The organism is Psychrobacter sp. HD31, assembly GCF_051097895.1.
In the GTDB taxonomy this organism is placed as follows: Bacteria; Pseudomonadota; Gammaproteobacteria; order Pseudomonadales; family Moraxellaceae; genus Psychrobacter.
In genome coordinates this window covers 88001-108273 of the sequence record NZ_CP142525.1, presented here as the reverse complement: position 1 = coordinate 108273, position 20273 = coordinate 88001, and the positions used below count along the sequence as shown (strand labels likewise).

5 protein-coding genes are annotated in these 20273 nt (G+C 41.6%); 1 reads left to right on the top strand and 4 read right to left on the bottom strand.

Annotated features, from left to right (window positions below):
* Positions 1-16: 16 nt before the first annotated feature.
* The gene (locus VH441_RS00410; RefSeq protein WP_434353526.1) at positions 17-715 is read left to right on the top strand and encodes a DUF3108 domain-containing protein; all 699 of its coding nucleotides are present in this window, start codon (positions 17-19) and stop codon (positions 713-715) included.
* A gap of 115 nt (positions 716-830) precedes the next feature.
* Here the strand turns inward: VH441_RS00410 and VH441_RS00405 are convergent, their stop codons facing one another.
* The 4 genes from VH441_RS00405 to VH441_RS00390 form a co-directional block, all read right to left on the bottom strand.
* Positions 831-2150, bottom strand: a complete 1320-nt coding sequence (locus VH441_RS00405) for a serine hydrolase domain-containing protein (protein ID WP_434353525.1) — start codon at positions 2148-2150, stop codon at positions 831-833.
* 102 nt (positions 2151-2252) lie between these two features.
* Positions 2253-3173 (bottom strand): MaoC family dehydratase, encoded by a 921-nt coding sequence (locus VH441_RS00400; RefSeq protein ID WP_434353524.1) that lies wholly within the window; start codon positions 3171-3173, stop codon positions 2253-2255.
* 186 nt (positions 3174-3359) lie between these two features.
* On the bottom strand, positions 3360-17771 hold the full coding sequence (locus VH441_RS00395) for a Calx-beta domain-containing protein (RefSeq protein WP_434353523.1): 14412 nt from the start codon (positions 17769-17771) through the stop codon (positions 3360-3362).
* Positions 17752-20241: an Ig-like domain-containing protein gene (locus VH441_RS00390; RefSeq protein ID WP_434353522.1), complete on the bottom strand. Its 2490-nt coding sequence runs from the start codon at positions 20239-20241 to the stop codon at positions 17752-17754. The genes VH441_RS00395 and VH441_RS00390 overlap by 20 nt, the downstream gene beginning before the upstream one ends.
* Positions 20242-20273 lie beyond the last annotated feature (32 nt).

Below are 20273 nucleotides of genomic sequence, written 5' to 3'. Positions count from 1 at the left end.
ACAAAGGAGCATTCAGATGAAACAGCTTTCTACCCTTACAAAAACAACCGGCGCAATTTTTTTAGCAGCAACTACAATAGCAGCATCTGGAGCCGCAACCGCAAAATCCTTGCAGCCTTCTACCGCTAAATACAGTTTTACTGTAGAAAATAAATATAAAGGTACTGCAACACGCACACTTTCAAAATCTGGCAATAGTTGGAGCTATCGCACAAAAGCACGAGTCGCTGGCGTGGCAACCGCTAACCAAACCAGTAAGTTCACAATTTCTGGTTCTAAAATCAAGCCGAGCGCTGCAAGCACCACCTATAAGATTTTTGGTGCCGGACGCACACATAAATTAAAATTTAATGGCAGTAAAGTTATCAGTACTTATAAGGGTAAATCAAAAACATTATCTATGCCCCGCCAAGCCTATGATGACTTGAGCTTAGAAGCTCAAATCCGCCAAGATTTGTTAAATGGTAAGTTCGCTGGCAGTTATTACATGGCGAAAAAGAAAAAAGTAGAACGCGTGCGTTTTAAAAAGTCTGGCAATAGTAAAGTAACAGTACCAGCGGGGACATATAACACAGTGCGTATTGACCGCGTACACAGTGGTAATGGACGACGCACAACTTTTTGGTTAGCACCAAGTTTAAATTATCAACCAGTTAAGGTTATCCAAAATGCAGATGGTAAAAAAATGGAGCTGAGACTTACCAGCTATAAATAATCATTTGTAAGGCTCTAAACTAGATAAAGTTAGTATCACAAAGAAACTCAGCAATGGCTGAGTTTTTTTATATTAAGCATTTATCAAAATAACCATCAACATTTTAGATGCCCATTTAGGCTAAACAATCTATTACCGCTTCAGTAATGGCAAATGCCCTAATATCATTTAGCAAAGTTGTATCATAATTATGCACATAAGCAACTGCCAGTCCGTTGCTAGGATTACACCAAGCAACCGAGCCATTATAACCGATGTGACCAAAGCTTTGGTCTAATTGCCCCACCCTATCAAAAGCATTAAATACACGATGGTAACCTAGCCGCCATTGCATATCAGCTGGCATGACAGCATCTTGCCCAGAAACCTGAATCTTAGTGATTTCATCAAAGGTTGACTCATTAATCAGCTGTATTCCCATCCAGCTGCCTTCATTTGCTAACATCGCATAAATTTTTGCCAGCGCAGCAGCACTTGCCACACAATTAGCAGCCGGTATCACGGCTTGCATAACCTCTGGCTGATAATAGTCTAAATTTTCTTTTGCATTTGGCAATAATGACATAGTGTAATTTTTAATATTTAAATCAGCTGGGCTAAAATATATTCTATTAATTTCTGCGGTTGTGATTGCCGTATCACTATGCGCCTTACCTAATATTTGTTGCCAGATTTTATAACTTGGCAACTTGGCATAGGTTTGCATGGTTTTAACACTATCTGGCTTTAAGGTTGGTTTAATGCGTCTTTTAGGTTTATCCTCTGCGTTTATATCAAAGTTTCTTACCATTTGTGCAACATCGCCTATATGGGTTTGGGGTAACTGAAAAAACACCTCATCTGCAATACCTAAAGGTTTTGTTAAATATTTTTCTAAAGCCTGTTGTAAGCTTAAGTTTGTTACTTTTTCTATTAAACCACCAATTATCCAACCAGAAATCAAGGCACTGTAGGCAGTTGCATAAGGTTTGTTATTAGTTTGATTGACAGGCGCAAAAGGTTGCATGGTGGCAACTTTGTTTAGCATATTTTGCCAATCTAATAAGTCTTTATAACTACTGACAACTTGATTCAGTGCAAATAAATTGGCTTGATGGCTCAGTACCTGCCGTAAAGTAATATCACCTTTTCCATTACTTGCAAATTCTGCCCAATAGTCACAAATTGGCGTGTCATAGTTCAGTAACTCATTAGAAACTAGCACGTGAACCAGTGTGGCTAACACGCCTTTGCCAGTCGAAAAATTGATTGACAGCGTGTTGGCACGCCATTCTCTATTTTTTTGTGCCATACCAACACTTGTATCTAACACGCACTTGTTTTGATGATAAACAACCAATGAGCCTCCCGCAGGCGCATCATCTAGTTGTAAGTTTTTCATGATTTGTACAAGTTGCTGCCAATTTTTTTCTGGCATTGTTTTTTGGTTATCCATTTATTTCTCTAAAAATAAAAGGCTGCATTTAAGCAACCTTTTGAACTAAGTTTAATTTACTTAAAGTCCATTAAGTAAATTTGATTCATGTATCACAAATAATTAAGCATGATCCAAGAGACTTATAACACCCAAAGCATGTGGACTATCATTTTTAGGGCAATACAACCCAAACTCTATTTTTTTATCTACTTCATCTGCAACAATTAACTCAACTTCCGATGGCAAAAAAATTGGCGTTTTAAACGATACATCAACCCGATAAGCTTCGGGTAAGTTTTTAATATATGATAAACACTTAGCCTTTGACCACATACCATGCGCAATCGCTTTAGGAAAACCAAATGCACGTGCTGATAATGGATGTAAATGAATTAAATTAAAGTCGCCAGATACAAACGCATAACGGCGCCCCATATCTTCTGCTACTTTAAAGTAGGTATGCAGGCTTGAACTATCTATTGATAGTTTGGTTGTTTGTTTGCTTGTTTTACTTCTATCACGATTTTTTGAACGTGAACGAGATAAATAGGTAGAAACACCTTCCCAAATCAGCTCATCACCCGCTTTAACTTGTGTGACAAAGTCAAATTGTTGACCTTTATCATGGTCTCGTAAATTAACACAATCAACCGACATGGCAAAAACTTCATTATCTAAAATTTTGCGGTATTGAGTGACGCTGTTATCAACATGCACCAAACCAAGCATCGCAAATGGAAATGCTTCTTTTGCCATCATATTCATTTGTAATGATTGAGACAACACAGCAAAATAAGTAATTGGCACAGTATTATTTTTATCAAAACCACAAATTTTTCGATAATCATTTAGGTTTTCTGAATCTATGGTTAATGTATCTACTTTGTAGGTAAAGGAAGGCAATTCATCTTTTGATACTTTTGGCGCATCAGACTTTGGCAACAGACTTTTAACGATATTGGCATAGGTCGTGTGTGCTCTTGGTAACTCTTTAAAATTTTTACTACTATTTCCATCTACTTTATGTTGTGATTCAGACATCTTTAATCTTCCTAACTGCTAGTCAGTTTTGCTGTAATTTTGCGCAACGCTGATTATATCTTACCTGATTGATAGCCGTAGTCAATACATAAAGCGTATTCACATCGTAGACTTGTATCTAAATGTTGAGCTCTAATAAATATAAAAAAACGCCCCCGGTTGGGAGCGTTTTTCATATTTTATATATTATAAGGTAGGCGTGTTATCAATATCTAAATAAACTTTAGCACCATCTAGTTCATATAAATTATAACCAGCTTTTCCACTATTATCTGCTTCAACAAAACCTGTCAATGTGATTTTGTCAGACTTATCAGCATTAATAATTAATTCATTATCACTATCTGTCATCTTTTTGACTGTATCGGCAGAAATATCTAGAGTATGTGATTTATCATCAAATAAATCGATAATCTCAATATCTTTCAAGTCTGCAGAATCTTTAGCCAATAAGAATCCAGAAATATCTAAATCTAGCTCGGCACCATCTAGTCTGATAGTATCTTCTCCTTTACCTCCCAACAATCTGGCATCTTGTTGGTCAAAGATTAAGATATCATCGCCTTTATGACCGTATAAGCGGTCTGAGCCACCGCCACCTTGGATAACATCGTCACCACTATAACCAGAGAACCATTCGTCTTCATCATTACCAATAATCACGTCATTTGACCTTGTACCTTTAATACCAACAGCACCTGCGCTAGACGTATTGACTTTATGCTCAACATTTACAATAGTTGTATCAGATGAGTTCGTACCATCTATAATACCATAACCAAACTTACCATCACCGCTTACAGCAATACTATCTTGGCTGGTATCAATTTGTACTCCAGTAGTACCATCCATAGCATTACCATCGACACCATTAAGAAGCGTTAAACCATTAGCTGGTTTTTCTGCTTGTTTAAACTGAGTTGATAATCTGGTTGTATCATTAGCCATTAAAGTGGCAACATCAAGCTTCATGTTATTGATATCTTGAGAAGTCAGCACATTATCTTCTTTCGCTTTTAATCGATAAACATCTATCAATTGCTCTGCAGCAACTAAATCACCATCGTTGTCTCTCACATTAAAGTAAATTGACTCTTTATAACCATCTACAGTACCAGCAGTTTGATAGTCATAAAGCCCTTTTGTATACGCAACTTCTGAAGTACTACCATCTTCATTTGTCACGGTTTTTGTACCATCAGCAAAATGAATGCTAAATACACCGCCAGTAGTAGAGGTCGCTGTTAACAAATGCTCATCAGGATTATATGTATTTGCACCGTTTTCTCCTGGAGTATTAGTAACAACAACTGCAGAACCATCACTCGCTGTTATGGTATTTGCTTCTGCATCAAATGTATAGGTAACACCACCAACAGTAACCGAAACAAAGTCACCACCATCAGCACCCATACCACCATCAAATGATGGGTCATCTCCTTTTATCAAATCACGATCTGGTGATTTTGGCGTTGGAATTGATGATAATAACTCATCTTTAAGCGTACTAAAGTCAACCTCAACACCTTGCATTTTCCCTATACCATTAGGGTCTGTATCACCTGTCGTTCCATCATGAGCGACTGGATGCAACTCGTCAACTGGTGCACCATTCCCCATTGCATACGCATAAGATTTAATTTTGTTTGCAACCAAAAAGTCAATCCATGCCTGTTCTTCACCTGACTGAATTCCCAAATCACCACTAGCAGTATGATTTACTGTACCACCTAAATCTTCATTAGCGTAATCGTAAGGATATTTTGTTAGCGCAGCAGTCGGCGTGCCATCTGTCATAAAGTAAGTGGTATTGACATCAGCATCAGCAATTTTACCTGCATTATCATAAAGCTCGATTGCTTTGCTTAGGGCGGCATCATAGTTAGTGGAACCACCAGCTACAAACTTAAATAAATTTTGACGTGCTTCATTACCAGTTAGCCATAGACTACCCTCAACATCAAAAGCTTCAGTGGCAAACTCTACAAGCTGGAAACGTGAAGAATAAGCACTTCCCGCCTCTTCATAAGCTGAGATCATGTCCATGATAGCTTGTTGCGTTACCTCCAAGCGTGTCAAACCACGTTCTACAGTAACAATATCACCTTCGTTAAGGAAATTTCCTTCATCATCTGTCTGATAAGTTGCCTTATATGTCGCATTGGTTAGATTGTTATATACAATAGCATCCCCTAACTCTTCGTTAGTATTAGCATCATATATTTTACCTCCAGTTCTGTAAGTAGCGACTTCTCCAATCGTTGCAGCACCATTAGCAGGGTCAATATAGTAATAAGTACCACCAGCTGTAGTAGCATAGCCATAATAGTTCTGACTAACACCATAGCCAAAATCAATCACATTGCCATCATACTCATACAGCTGGACACCACGCGCATTATGAATAGATACACCAGTGGTGTAAATATCCGCAGTCTGATCTGCTGGTAGTGTGATGAGATTACCTAAGCTATCAAAAACAACAAAGTCATCTTTGACCCCTGAATTTGCACTCATACTTCCAGATGTATCAACAATAATTTGTACATTTGAAGTCAATGGTTCAAGCAATATACTCGTTTTACCTTCTGCTACTTTCGGACGATCGTCTTCAATAGTAACAGTAAGATTGGCAGCTGCTGAATCATCTACACCATCATTAACAACAGTTTTAAAGTTAAGTTCAAGGATATCTTCATCATTCTGGTCATCAGACGGATTTCCATTATCCCCTAAGTTGTTTTCATGATCTATAGCATGTTGAAGCGTAACAGTATAATCAGCTTCAAACTTACCATCAGCATCAGGACCTGTCGGAGTTCCAAGTACAATTTTCATTACATCAATAGGTGTTGTACTACCATCAAGAACAACTGTACCTTGTAATGTGCCTGCACCTTCATTCCAAGTCCATTGAACATCATTTCCTTGTACCGTAATATCAACATCATCAGGAATTATTTTGAAATTTCCTGCATCAAAGTTATCAACATCTGTAAAGGTAATTTTACCTGTTGCTACTTTTTCATTAGTTGTATCATCTTTATTAACATATGCATTTGCTATTGCATCAGGTAACGCCGCTTCTTTTGCATCAGAAAGGGCTTTAGCCGCAACCCTTGCTTCAGAAGATTTTGTTTCCGCATCAGCTTTCAATTGCGCATCTAAAGAATCATCTGTATTTTCTCGATAAGCCTTATTAGCTGCAGCTGCAGCATTAGCTGCAGCCTCTGCTATTGTAGCTGCCGCTTGGACATCTGGATTATTGTTGACTGCATCGTTAATTGAAGCAGCAACCAAGTCATCTTCATTGTTGTAACTTAAGTTATCTTTGATACCGCCTGCAAGTCCTTCTTCTGAAACTCTAGTAGAAGTAATCTCAAGAACAGTTGGCGCATCATTATCACCATCAATCGTAATTTCTAATACAGCATCATCAGATAGCGTACCGTCAGACATCGTGTAATTAAAGCTTTCAGTTAAAGTATCTCCGACATTCAGCTCTTGGACATCTTCATTAGCATTGTCAACCACATAAGTGTATGATCCATCTGTGTTAATAGTTAAAGTACCGTAGGTACCAACTAAAGCGCTACCAACTGTACCGGCATCTCCTGAACCTTCAGTATCACCTTTCCGGATTGCCGTAACTGTTGCATGCGCATTGGTCGGATCATCAGCAACGTCATTGCCACCACCATTAAGCACATTACCAGTCGCACTACTACCAGGTCTACTACTATTCAAACCACCTGCTTCAACAGCTGTACTCGCATCATCATTAGCTGTTATATCATCATTGATAATAGTACCAACACCCGTATCATCAGCAATCGAAGCATTATTAGCATTCGATAACTTAACATTGTATGTTTCTGTTGGTTCCCAGAAGTCATCACCAACGACAGTAACGTCAATCGTTGCTGTTGTTTCACCTGCTCGAATTATAACTTGAGTAACCGTTGTTTTTACGTCTCCACTTGTCGTATCAACATGCTCAATAGCAACATCTACAGTCGTATCAAGCTCACTCACATTTGATTGTGTAACAGTAAATGTTACCGTTTGATCTTCATCTGTTTCTGTTACTTCAACATCATTAATAGTTAGAGATGGCTGGTCGTCTGAGGTGCCATCGTCATCTTCATCTTCGTCTGTGATGCTACCGTCCGCTTTGTCTGTGCCTTTGGTTAACTTCTCAGTCTCTTCAATGGTAACGTTGAATTTCTCAGTCTCTTCAAAGATCTCGTCATCTTCAACTGGAACGCGTAATTCAATCTCAGCGGTGTCTTTGCCAACTGGTATGAAACCGTCTGCTGGAACATCCTGCCAGTTACCGTCTGTGTCTTTGTACTGTAATGGACCGCTAAAGTCGTCATCTTCTGTGCCGTCTGCGCCTGTGCCATTGTTTAGTTGTACTTTAACTTTACCGTCAACTTCACTCTCACCAACTTTCGTTAGCTTAAATGTTGCATAGCCTGCATTCTCTTCAACGTCTGCTGCCACTGCTGCAATGTTGATGACTGGTTGGTCGTCTGAGGTGCCATCGTCATCTTCATCTTCGTCTGTGATGCTACCGTCCGCTTTGTCTGTGCCTTTGGTTAACTTCTCAGTCTCTTCAATGGTAACGTTGAATTTCTCAGTCTCTTCAAAGATCTCGTCATCTTCAACTGGAACGCGTAATTCAATCTCAGCGGTGTCTTTGCCAACTGGTATGAAACCGTCTGCTGGAACATCCTGCCAGTTACCGTCTGTGTCTTTGTACTGTAATGGACCGCTAAAGTCGTCATCTTCTGTGCCGTCTGCGCCTGTGCCATTGTTTAGTTGTACTTTAACTTTACCGTCAACTTCACTCTCACCAACTTTCGTTAGCTTAAATGTTGCATAGCCTGCATTCTCTTCAACGTCTGCTGCCACTGCTGCAATGTTGATGACTGGTTGGTCGTCTGAGGTGCCATCGTCATCTTCATCTTCGTCTGTGATGCTACCGTCCGCTTTGTCTGTGCCTTTGGTTAACTTCTCAGTCTCTTCAATGGTAACGTTGAATTTCTCAGTCTCTTCAAAGATCTCGTCATCTTCAACTGGAACGCGTAATTCAATCTCAGCGGTGTCTTTGCCAACTGGTATGAAACCGTCTGCTGGAACATCCTGCCAGTTACCGTCTGTGTCTTTGTACTGTAATGGACCGCTAAAGTCGTCATCTTCTGTGCCGTCTGCGCCTGTGCCATTGTTTAGTTGTACTTTAACTTTACCGTCAACTTCACTCTCACCAACTTTCGTTAGCTTAAATGTTGCATAGCCTGCATTCTCTTCAACGTCTGCTGCCACTGCTGCAATGTTGATGACTGGTTGGTCGTCTGAGGTGCCATCGTCATCTTCATCTTCGTCTGTGATGCTACCGTCCGCTTTGTCTGTGCCTTTGGTTAACTTCTCAGTCTCTTCAATGGTAACGTTGAATTTCTCAGTCTCTTCAAAGATCTCGTCATCTTCAACTGGAACGCGTAATTCAATCTCAGCGGTGTCTTTGCCAACTGGTATGAAACCGTCTGCTGGAACATCCTGCCAGTTACCGTCTGTGTCTTTGTACTGTAATGGACCGCTAAAGTCGTCATCTTCTGTGCCGTCTGCGCCTGTGCCATTGTTTAGTTGTACTTTAACTTTACCGTCAACTTCACTCTCACCAACTTTCGTTAGCTTAAATGTTGCATAGCCTGCATTCTCTTCAACGTCTGCTGCCACTGCTGCAATGTTGATGACTGGTTGGTCGTCTGAGGTGCCATCGTCATCTTCATCTTCGTCTGTGATGCTACCGTCCGCTTTGTCTGTGCCTTTGGTTAACTTCTCAGTCTCTTCAATGGTAACGTTGAATTTCTCAGTCTCTTCAAAGATCTCGTCATCTTCAACTGGAACGCGTAATTCAATCTCAGCGGTGTCTTTGCCAACTGGTATGAAACCGTCTGCTGGAACATCCTGCCAGTTACCGTCTGTGTCTTTGTACTGTAATGGACCGCTAAAGTCGTCATCTTCTGTGCCGTCTGCGCCTGTGCCATTGTTTAGTTGTACTTTAACTTTACCGTCAACTTCACTCTCACCAACTTTCGTTAGCTTAAATGTTGCATAGCCTGCATTCTCTTCAACGTCTGCTGCCACTGCTGCAATGTTGATGACTGGTTGGTCGTCTGAGGTGCCATCGTCATCTTCATCTTCGTCTGTGATGCTACCGTCCGCTTTGTCTGTGCCTTTGGTTAACTTCTCAGTCTCTTCAATGGTAACGTTGAATTTCTCAGTCTCTTCAAAGATCTCGTCATCTTCAACTGGAACGCGTAATTCAATCTCAGCGGTGTCTTTGCCAACTGGTATGAAACCGTCTGCTGGAACATCCTGCCAGTTACCGTCTGTGTCTTTGTACTGTAATGGACCGCTAAAGTCGTCATCTTCTGTGCCGTCTGCGCCTGTGCCATTGTTTAGTTGTACTTTAACTTTACCGTCAACTTCACTCTCACCAACTTTCGTTAGCTTAAATGTTGCATAGCCTGCATTCTCTTCAACGTCTGCTGCCACTGCTGCAATGTTGATGACTGGTTGGTCGTCTGAGGTGCCATCGTCATCTTCATCTTCGTCTGTGATGCTACCGTCCGCTTTGTCTGTGCCTTTGGTTAACTTCTCAGTCTCTTCAATGGTAACGTTGAATTTCTCAGTCTCTTCAAAGATCTCGTCATCTTCAACTGGAACGCGTAATTCAATCTCAGCGGTGTCTTTGCCAACTGGTATGAAACCGTCTGCTGGAACATCCTGCCAGTTACCGTCTGTGTCTTTGTACTGTAATGGACCGCTAAAGTCGTCATCTTCTGTGCCGTCTGCGCCTGTGCCATTGTTTAGTTGTACTTTAACTTTACCGTCAACTTCACTCTCACCAACTTTCGTTAGCTTAAATGTTGCATAGCCTGCATTCTCTTCAACGTCTGCTGCCACTGCTGCAATGTTGATGACTGGTTGGTCGTCTGAGGTGCCATCGTCATCTTCATCTTCGTCTGTGATGCTACCGTCCGCTTTGTCTGTGCCTTTGGTTAACTTCTCAGTCTCTTCAATGGTAACGTTGAATTTCTCAGTCTCTTCAAAGATCTCGTCATCTTCAACTGGAACGCGTAATTCAATCTCAGCGGTGTCTTTGCCAACTGGTATGAAACCGTCTGCTGGAACATCCTGCCAGTTACCGTCTGTGTCTTTGTACTGTAATGGACCGCTAAAGTCGTCATCTTCTGTGCCGTCTGCGCCTGTGCCATTGTTTAGTTGTACTTTAACTTTACCGTCAACTTCACTCTCACCAACTTTCGTTAGCTTAAATGTTGCATAGCCTGCATTCTCTTCAACGTCTGCTGCCACTGCTGCAATGTTGATGACTGGTTGGTCGTCTGAGGTGCCATCGTCATCTTCATCTTCGTCTGTGATGCTACCGTCCGCTTTGTCTGTGCCTTTGGTTAACTTCTCAGTCTCTTCAATGGTAACGTTGAATTTCTCAGTCTCTTCAAAGATCTCGTCATCTTCAACTGGAACGCGTAATTCAATCTCAGCGGTGTCTTTGCCAACTGGTATGAAACCGTCTGCTGGAACATCCTGCCAGTTACCGTCTGTGTCTTTGTACTGTAATGGACCGCTAAAGTCGTCATCTTCTGTGCCGTCTGCGCCTGTGCCATTGTTTAGTTGTACTTTAACTTTACCGTCAACTTCACTCTCACCAACTTTCGTTAGCTTAAATGTTGCATAGCCTGCATTCTCTTCAACGTCTGCTGCCACTGCTGCAATGTTGATGACTGGTTGGTCGTCTGAGGTGCCATCGTCATCTTCATCTTCGTCTGTGATGCTACCGTCCGCTTTGTCTGTGCCTTTGGTTAACTTCTCAGTCTCTTCAATGGTAACGTTGAATTTCTCAGTCTCTTCAAAGATCTCGTCATCTTCAACTGGAACGCGTAATTCAATCTCAGCGGTGTCTTTGCCAACTGGTATGAAACCGTCTGCTGGAACATCCTGCCAGTTACCGTCTGTGTCTTTGTACTGTAATGGACCGCTAAAGTCGTCATCTTCTGTGCCGTCTGCGCCTGTGCCATTGTTTAGTTGTACTTTAACTTTACCGTCAACTTCACTCTCACCAACTTTCGTTAGCTTAAATGTTGCATAGCCTGCATTCTCTTCAACGTCTGCTGCCACTGCTGCAATGTTGATGACTGGTTGGTCGTCTGAGGTGCCATCGTCATCTTCATCTTCGTCTGTGATGCTACCGTCCGCTTTGTCTGTGCCTTTGGTTAACTTCTCAGTCTCTTCAATGGTAACGTTGAATTTCTCAGTCTCTTCAAAGATCTCGTCATCTTCAACTGGAACGCGTAATTCAATCTCAGCGGTGTCTTTGCCAACTGGTATGAAACCGTCTGCTGGAACATCCTGCCAGTTACCGTCTGTGTCTTTGTACTGTAATGGACCGCTAAAGTCGTCATCTTCTGTGCCGTCTGCGCCTGTGCCATTGTTTAGTTGTACTTTAACTTTACCGTCAACTTCACTCTCACCAACTTTCGTTAGCTTAAATGTTGCATATGCATTCTCTTCAACGTCTGCTGCCACTGCTGCAATGTTGATGACTGGTTGGTCGTCTGAGGTGCCATCGTCATCTTCATCTTCGTCTGTGATGCTACCGTCCGCTTTGTCTGTGCCTTTGGTTAACTTCTCAGTCTCTTCAATGGTAACGTTGAATTTCTCAGTCTCTTCAAAGATCTCGTCATCTTCAACTGGAACGCGTAATTCAATCTCAGCGGTGTCTTTGCCAACTGGTATGAAACCGTCTGCTGGAACATCCTGCCAGTTACCGTCTGTGTCTTTGTACTGTAATGGACCGCTAAAGTCGTCATCTTCTGTGCCGTCTGCGCCTGTGCCATTGTTTAGTTGTACTTTAACTTTACCGTCAACTTCACTCTCACCAACTTTCGTTAGCTTAAATGTTGCATAGCCTGCATTCTCTTCAACGTCTGCTGCCACTGCTGCAATGTTGATGACTGGTTGGTCGTCTGAGGTGCCATCGTCATCTTCATCTTCGTCTGTGATGCTACCGTCCGCTTTGTCTGTGCCTTTGGTTAACTTCTCAGTCTCTTCAATGGTAACGTTGAATTTCTCAGTCTCTTCAAAGATCTCGTCATCTTCAACTGGAACGCGTAATTCAATCTCAGCGGTGTCTTTGCCAACTGGTATGAAACCGTCTGCTGGAACATCCTGCCAGTTACCGTCTGTGTCTTTGTACTGTAATGGACCGCTAAAGTCGTCATCTTCTGTGCCGTCTGCGCCTGTGCCATTGTTTAGTTGTACTTTAACTTTACCGTCAACTTCACTCTCACCAACTTTCGTTAGCTTAAATGTTGCATAGCCTGCATTCTCTTCAACGTCTGCTGCCACTGCTGCAATGTTGATGACTGGTTGGTCGTCTGAGGTGCCATCGTCATCTTCATCTTCGTCTGTGATGCTACCGTCCGCTTTGTCTGTGCCTTTGGTTAACTTCTCAGTCTCTTCAATGGTAACGTTGAATTTCTCAGTCTCTTCAATCTCGTCATCTTCAACTGGAACGCGTAATTCAATCTCAGCGGTGTCTTTGCCAACTGGTATGAAACCGTCTGCTGGAACATCCTGCCAGTTACCGTCTGTGTCTTTGTACTGTAATGGACCGCTAAAGTCGTCATCTTCTGTGCCGTCTGCGCCTGTGCCATTGTTTAGTTGTACTTTAACTTTACCGTCAACTTCACTCTCACCAACTTTCGTTAGCTTAAATGTTGCATAGCCTGCATTCTCTTCAACGTCTGCTGCCACTGCTGCAATGTTGATGACTGGCTTATCACCATCTTTTGTATCTGTTGGTGTTTTAGGATTACCGTCATCTTCATCATTGATAACACCCGTTGCTTCTGAAGTGCCTAACGTAGCATTCTCTACATCTGACATGGTAAGTTTTAGCTCTTCTGATACTTCATAGATATCATCGTCTTTGGCAATAATTGTAAACTTAGGCATCTTATCAGCTGTGGTACCTGCTGGTATCTCAACTTCAACGCCTACTTTTAATTCATCAACTGTTACTGTTTGAGTACTGCCGTCTGCTTTAGTTAAAGTGATTGATTCGATGTCTTCTGCTTCTACTTCATTAAGATCAAGTTTAACTGTCGCTTTCGTAGTCTTTTCACTTTCACCGTCTTGTTTAACAGTATAAACAAGTTGGTTGTCAGTAGACGCATCACCTGATTGACCGCCTTCAACTGCCACTGCGTCAGTCGAAACTAGATTAACGACTGGCTTATCACCATCTTTTGTATCTGTTGGTGTTTTAGGATTACCGTCATCTTCATCATTGATAACACCCGTTGCTTCTGAAGTGCCTAACGTAGCATTCTCTACATCTGACATGGTAAGTTTTAGCTCTTCTGATACTTCATAGATATCATCGTCTTTGGCAATAATTGTAAACTTAGGCATCTTATCAGCTGTGGTACCTGCTGGTATCTCAACTTCAACGCCTACTTTTAATTCATCAACTGTTACTGTTTGAGTACTGCCGTCTGCTTTAGTTAAAGTGATTGATTCGATGTCTTCTGCTTCTACTTCATTAAGATCAAGTTTAACTGTCGCTTTCGTAGTCTTTTCACTTTCACCGTCTTGTTTAACAGTATAAACAAGTTGGTTGTCAGTAGACGCATCACCTGATTGACCGCCTTCAACTGCCACTGCGTCAGTCGAAACTAGATTAACGACTGGCTTATCACCATCTTTTGTATCTGTTGGTGTTTTAGGATTACCGTCATCTTCATCATTGATAACACCCGTTGCTTCTGAAGTGCCTAACGTAGCATTCTCTACATCTGACATGGTAAGTTTTAGCTCTTCTGATACTTCATAGATATCATCGTCTTTGGCAATAATTGTAAACTTAGGCATCTTATCAGCTGTGGTACCTGCTGGTATCTCAACTTCAACGCCTACTTTTAATTCATCAACTGTTACTGTTTGAGTACTGCCGTCTGCTTTAGTTAAAGTGATTGATTCGATGTCTTCTGCTTCTACTTCATTAAGATCAAGTTTAACTGTCGCTTTCGTAGTCTTTTCACTTTCACCGTCTTGTTTAACAGTATAAACAAGTTGGTTGTCAGTAGACGCATCACCTGATTGACCGCCTTCAACTGCCACTGCGTCAGTCGAAACTAGATTAACGACTGGCTTATCACCATCTTTTGTATCTGTTGGTGTTTTAGGATTGCCGTCATCTTCATCATTGATAACACCCGTTGCTTCTGAAGTGCCTAACTCAGCATTCTCTACATCTGACATGGTAAGTTTTAGCTCTTCTGATACTTCATAGATATCATCGTCTTTGGCTGTAAACGTAAAGGTCGGCTTAGCATCTGAGCCTGCAGGTATTTCAACTTCAACGCCTGCTTGCAAATCAGCAACAGTATAGGTTGTCTCAGTACCCAACGCATCTTTATAGACAATCGCTTCTACATCTTCTACTTCTGCTTCACCTAAGTCTAATTTAATGATCGCTGTTGTCGCTTTAGAGCTTTTTAATGTTTGGCTGACTTCAAATACCAATTTGCTATCTTTATCTGAACCATCACTATCTACACCACCTTCAATTGCAACATCATCTGTTGCTTTAAGGTTAATAGTCAACTTGTCGTTGTCAACAATTGTACCTGTACCTGTACTATTGCCAATGGTTAGCGTCGTCGTTTCTTTATCTTCTTTCTCGGTATCATCCGTTGTTGGGTAAGTAACCGTGAATTCTGTCGTTCCTGCTGGCACAGTAATGGTTCCGTCGTCATTTAGTTCGACGCCATTTGAGAAGGTTGGTGTATTATCATAGTCCTTGCCTTCTTCTGCGCTACCATCTTTAAGCTCAAACTTATAAGTAATGTCTGTTTCACTTTCTCCATTAACTTTGACTTTATGGACTAGATCATCACCTTCTACCGCTTCCGCATCTCCAACTGTTAATTTCGGCTTATCACCATCTTTTGTATCTGTTGGTGTTTTAGGATTACCGTCATCTTCATCATTGATAACACCCGTTGCTTCTGAAGTGCCTAACGTAGCATTCTCTACATCTGACATGGTAAGTTTTAGCTCTTCTGATACTTCATAGATATCATCGTCTTTGGCAATAATTGTAAACTTAGGCATCTTATCAGCTGTGGTACCTGCTGGTATCTCAACTTCAACGCCTACTTTTAATTCATCAACTGTTACTGTTTGAGTACTGCCGTCTGCTTTAGTTAAAGTGATTGATTCGATGTCTTCTGCTTCTACTTCATTAAGATCAAGTTTAACTGTCGCTTTCGTAGTCTTTTCACTTTCACCGTCTTGTTTAACAGTATAAACAAGTTGGTTGTCAGTAGACGCATCACCTGATTGACCGCCTTCAACTGCCACTGCGTCAGTCGAAACTAGATTAACGACTGGCTTATCACCATCTTTTGTATCTGTTGGTGTTTTAGGATTGCCGTCATCTTCATCATTGATAACACCCGTTGCTTCTGAAGTGCCTAACTCAGCATTCTCTACATCTGACATGGTAAGTTTTAGCTCTTCTGATACTTCATAGATATCATCGTCTTTGGCTGTAAACGTAAAGGTCGGCTTAGCATCTGAGCCTGCAGGTATTTCAACTTCAACGCCTGCTTGCAAATCAGCAACAGTATAGGTTGTCTCAGTACCCAACGCATCTTTATAGACAATCGCTTCTACATCTTCTACTTCTGCTTCACCTAAGTCTAATTTAATGATCGCTGTTGTCGCTTTAGAGCTTTTTAATGTTTGGCTGACTTCAAATACCAATTTGCTATCTTTATCTGAACCATCACTATCTACACCACCTTCAATTGCAACATCATCTGTTGCTTTAAGGTTAATAGTCAACTTGTCGTTGTCAACAATTGTACCTGTACCTGTACTATTGCCAATGGTTAGCGTCGTCGTTTCTTTATCTTCTTTCTCGGTATCATCCGTTGTTGGGTAAGTAACCGTGAATTCTGTCGTTCCTGCTGGCACAGTAATGGTTCCGTCGTCATTTAGTTCGACGCCATTTGAGAAGGTTGGTGTATTATCATAGTCCTTGCCTTCTTCTGCGCTACCATCTTTAAGCTCAAACTTATAAGTAATGTCTGTTTCACTTTCTCCATTAACTTTGACTTTATGGACTAGATCATCACCTTCTACCGCTTCCGCATCTCCAACTGTTAATTTCGGCTTATCACCATCTTTTGTATCTGTTGGTGTTTTAGGATTACCGTCATCTTCATCATTGATAACACCCGTTGCTTCTATCTCATCGCTCAGGCTAGCATTCTTAGGCTCACTAATTTCAAGCACTAAGTCTTCACTAACCTCGTATGACTCGTCATCTTTAACCGTTATTTTAATTGGCGTTTCTGTTTTACCTTTGGCTATTTGTACATTTACACCACTTTCAAAGAAATCTTCAATTTGCTCTGGCGTATTTAATGTTTTCTCATTACCATTCCCATCCGTATAAACAATTGAAACAATGTCTTCAGGCTCAACGGTACTATTACCTGTCGGTTTAACTTTAACAATGGTATCTTTATTGTTTACCTCATTTTGAGAAACAGTAAATTCAAGTGCATTATCAACACCCTCAACCGCTTCGTCATCTTTCGCAACAATTTTAACTTTTGGCGGATAGTCCACTGTAACCTCTGCAGGGTTTGACTTGTTACCAGTTGTATCTTCTACTGTGTATTTAACTGGAGTTGGGTCATCTGTGAAACCATCTTCTGGCGTAAAGGTTACTTCGCCTGTTGTTGGGTCAACTGTCCATGTACCTTCACCGTCTACTGGTAATTCAGTAACTTCTTTGCCAGTTGGGTCAATCAGTTTAACCGTTTTAGGGTCGATGTCATCTTCAGGGTCTGTGTCATTGCCTAATACGTCAACTTTAACTGGCTCTCCAGTTTTGCCTGTCTCTTTATCATCTTCAGCTACCGGTGGGTTCTGAGGATAATCAACTGTAACCTCTGCAGGGTTTGACTTGTTACCAGTTGTATCTTCTACTGTGTATTTAACTGGAGTTGGGTCATCTGTGAAACCATCTTCTGGCGTAAAGGTTACTTCGCCTGTTGTTGGGTCAACTGTCCATGTACCTTCACCGTCTACTGGTAATTCAGTAACTTCTTTGCCAGTTGGGTCAATCAGTTTAACCGTTTTAGGGTCGATGTCATCTTCAGGGTCTGTGTCATTGCCTAATACGTCAACTTTAACTGGCTCTCCAGTTTTGCCTGTCTCTTTATCATCTTCAGCTACCGGTGGGTTCTGAGGATAATCAACTGTAACCTCTGCAGGGTTTGACTTGTTACCAGTTGTATCTTCTACTGTGTATTTAACTGGAGTTGGGTCATCTGTGAAACCATCTTCTGGCGTAAAGGTTACTTCGCCTGTTGTTGGGTCAACTGTCCATGTACCTTCACCGTCTACTGGTAATTCAGTAACTTCTTTACCAGTTGGGTCAATCAGTTTAACCGTTTTAGGGTCGATGTCATTCAGGGTCTGTGTCATTGCCTAATACGTCAACTTTAACTGGCTCTCCAGTTTTGCCTGTCTCTTTATCATCTTCAGCTACCGGTGGGTTCTGAGGATAATCAACTGTAACCTCTGCAGGGTTTGACTTGTTACCAGTTGTATCTTCTACTGTGTATTTAACTGGAGTTGGGTCATCTGTGAAACCATCTTCTGGCGTAAAGGTTACTTCGCCTGTTGTTGGGTCAACTGTCCATGTACCTTCACCGTCTACTGGTAATTCAGTAACTTCTTTACCAGTTGGGTCAATCAGTTTAACCGTTTTAGGGTCGATGTCATCTTCAGGGTCTGTGTCATTGCCTAATACGTCAACTTTAACTGGCTCTCCAGTTTTGCCTGTCTCTTTATCATCTTCAGCTACCGGTGGGTTCTGAGGATAATCAACTGTAACCTCTGCAGGGTTTGACTTGTTACCAGTTGTATCTTCTACTGTGTATTTAACTGGAGTTGGGTCATCTGTGAAACCATCTTCTGGCGTAAAGGTTACTTCGCCTGTTGTTGGGTCAACTGTCCATGTACCTTCACCGTCTACTGGTAATTCAGTAACTTCTTTACCAGTTGGGTCAATCAGTTTAACCGTTTTAGGGTCGATGTCATCTTCAGGGTCTGTGTCATTGCCTAATACGTCAACTTTAACTGGCTCTCCAGTTTTGCCTGTCTCTTTATCATCTTCAGCTACCGGTGGGTTCTGAGGATAATCAACTGTAACCTCTGCAGGGTTTGACTTGTTACCAGTTGTATCTTCTACTGTGTATTTAACTGGAGTTGGGTCATCTGTGAAACCATCTTCTGGCGTAAAGGTTACTTCGCCTGTTGTTGGGTCAACTGTCCATGTACCTTCACCGTCTACTGGTAATTCAGTAACTTCTTTACCAGTTGGGTCAATCAGTTTAACCGTTTTAGGGTCGATGTCATCTTCAGGGTCTGTGTCATTGCCTAATACGTCAACTTTAACTGGCTCTCCAGTTTTGCCTGTCTCTTTATCATCTTCAGCTACCGGTGGGTTCTGAGGATAATCAACTGTAACCTCTGCAGGGTTTGACTTGTTACCAGTTGTATCTTCTACTGTGTATTTAACTGGAGTTGGGTCATCTGTGAAACCATCTTCTGGCGTAAAGGTTACTTCGCCTGTTGTTGGGTCAACTGTCCATGTACCTTCACCGTCTACTGGTAATTCAGTAACTTCTTTACCAGTTGGGTCAATCAGTTTAACCGTTTTAGGGTCGATGTCATCTTCAGGGTCTGTGTCATTGCCTAATACGTCAACTTTAACTGGCTCTCCAGTTTTGCCTGTCTCTTTATCATCTTCAGCTACCGGTGGGTTCTGAGGATAATCAACTGTAACCTCTGCAGGGTTTGACTTGTTACCAGTTGTATCTTCTACTGTGTATTTAACTGGAGTTGGGTCATCTGTGAAACCATCTTCTGGCGTAAAGGTTACTTCGCCTGTTGTTGGGTCAACTGTCCATGTACCTTCACCGTCTACTGGTAATTCAGTAACTTCTTTACCAGTTGGGTCAATCAGTTTAACCGTTTTAGGGTCGATGTCATCTTCAGGGTCTGTGTCATTGCCTAATACGTCAACTTTAACTGGCTCTCCAGTTTTGCCTGTCTCTTTATCATCTTCAGCTACCGGTGGGTTCTGAGGATAATCAACTGTAACCTCTGCAGGGTTTGACTTGTTACCAGTTGTATCTTCTACTGTGTATTTAACTGGAGTTGGGTCATCTGTGAAACCATCTTCTGGCGTAAAGGTTACTTCGCCTGTTGTTGGGTCAACTGTCCATGTACCTTCACCGTCTACTGGTAATTCAGTAACTTCTTTGCCAGTTGGGTCAATCAGTTTAACCGTTTTAGGGTCGATGTCATCTTCAGGGTCTGTGTCATTGCCTAATACGTCAACTTTAACTGGCTCTCCAGTTTTGCCTGTCTCTTTATCATCTTCAGCTACCGGTGGGTTCGCAGGCTTAGGCTTGCTATCATCCTTATCATCAATAAATGGGATTGCAGCTAGTGGAAGAGCTGCTAACCACCATGGAAAACCGGCAATCCATAAGGGGCTTACAAATTCTTCTCCACCCAGTGCTTGTCCTTCTACGGCACCTGCTTCTAGCTGGGTAACGTAGTCGTATACTTCTCCTGTATCTGGTATGTAGTAGTAATATGCATCACTTTCGTGTAAGCCAATCAGTGCTTGATCATCGTTTAAGTAAAAACCTTCAATGATTAAGTCAGTTTCTTTACCTTCGCGCTCAAATGATACGTGTAAGTCATCACCAACACGTTTGGTGATGATGTGGTTCGGTCCACGGCCAATTGATTCGTCAAAAAATTCGTAGTTGACTTTTTCACCTGCTTGGATAATCGTCGGCTCTCCGTCTTTGGTGATAACAGTCGCTTCTGATATTTGTTCTTTCGTGTTATAAATCTTTACAATAACGTTTTTCATATTTTTTACCTTGATTCAATTTGTTGATATAT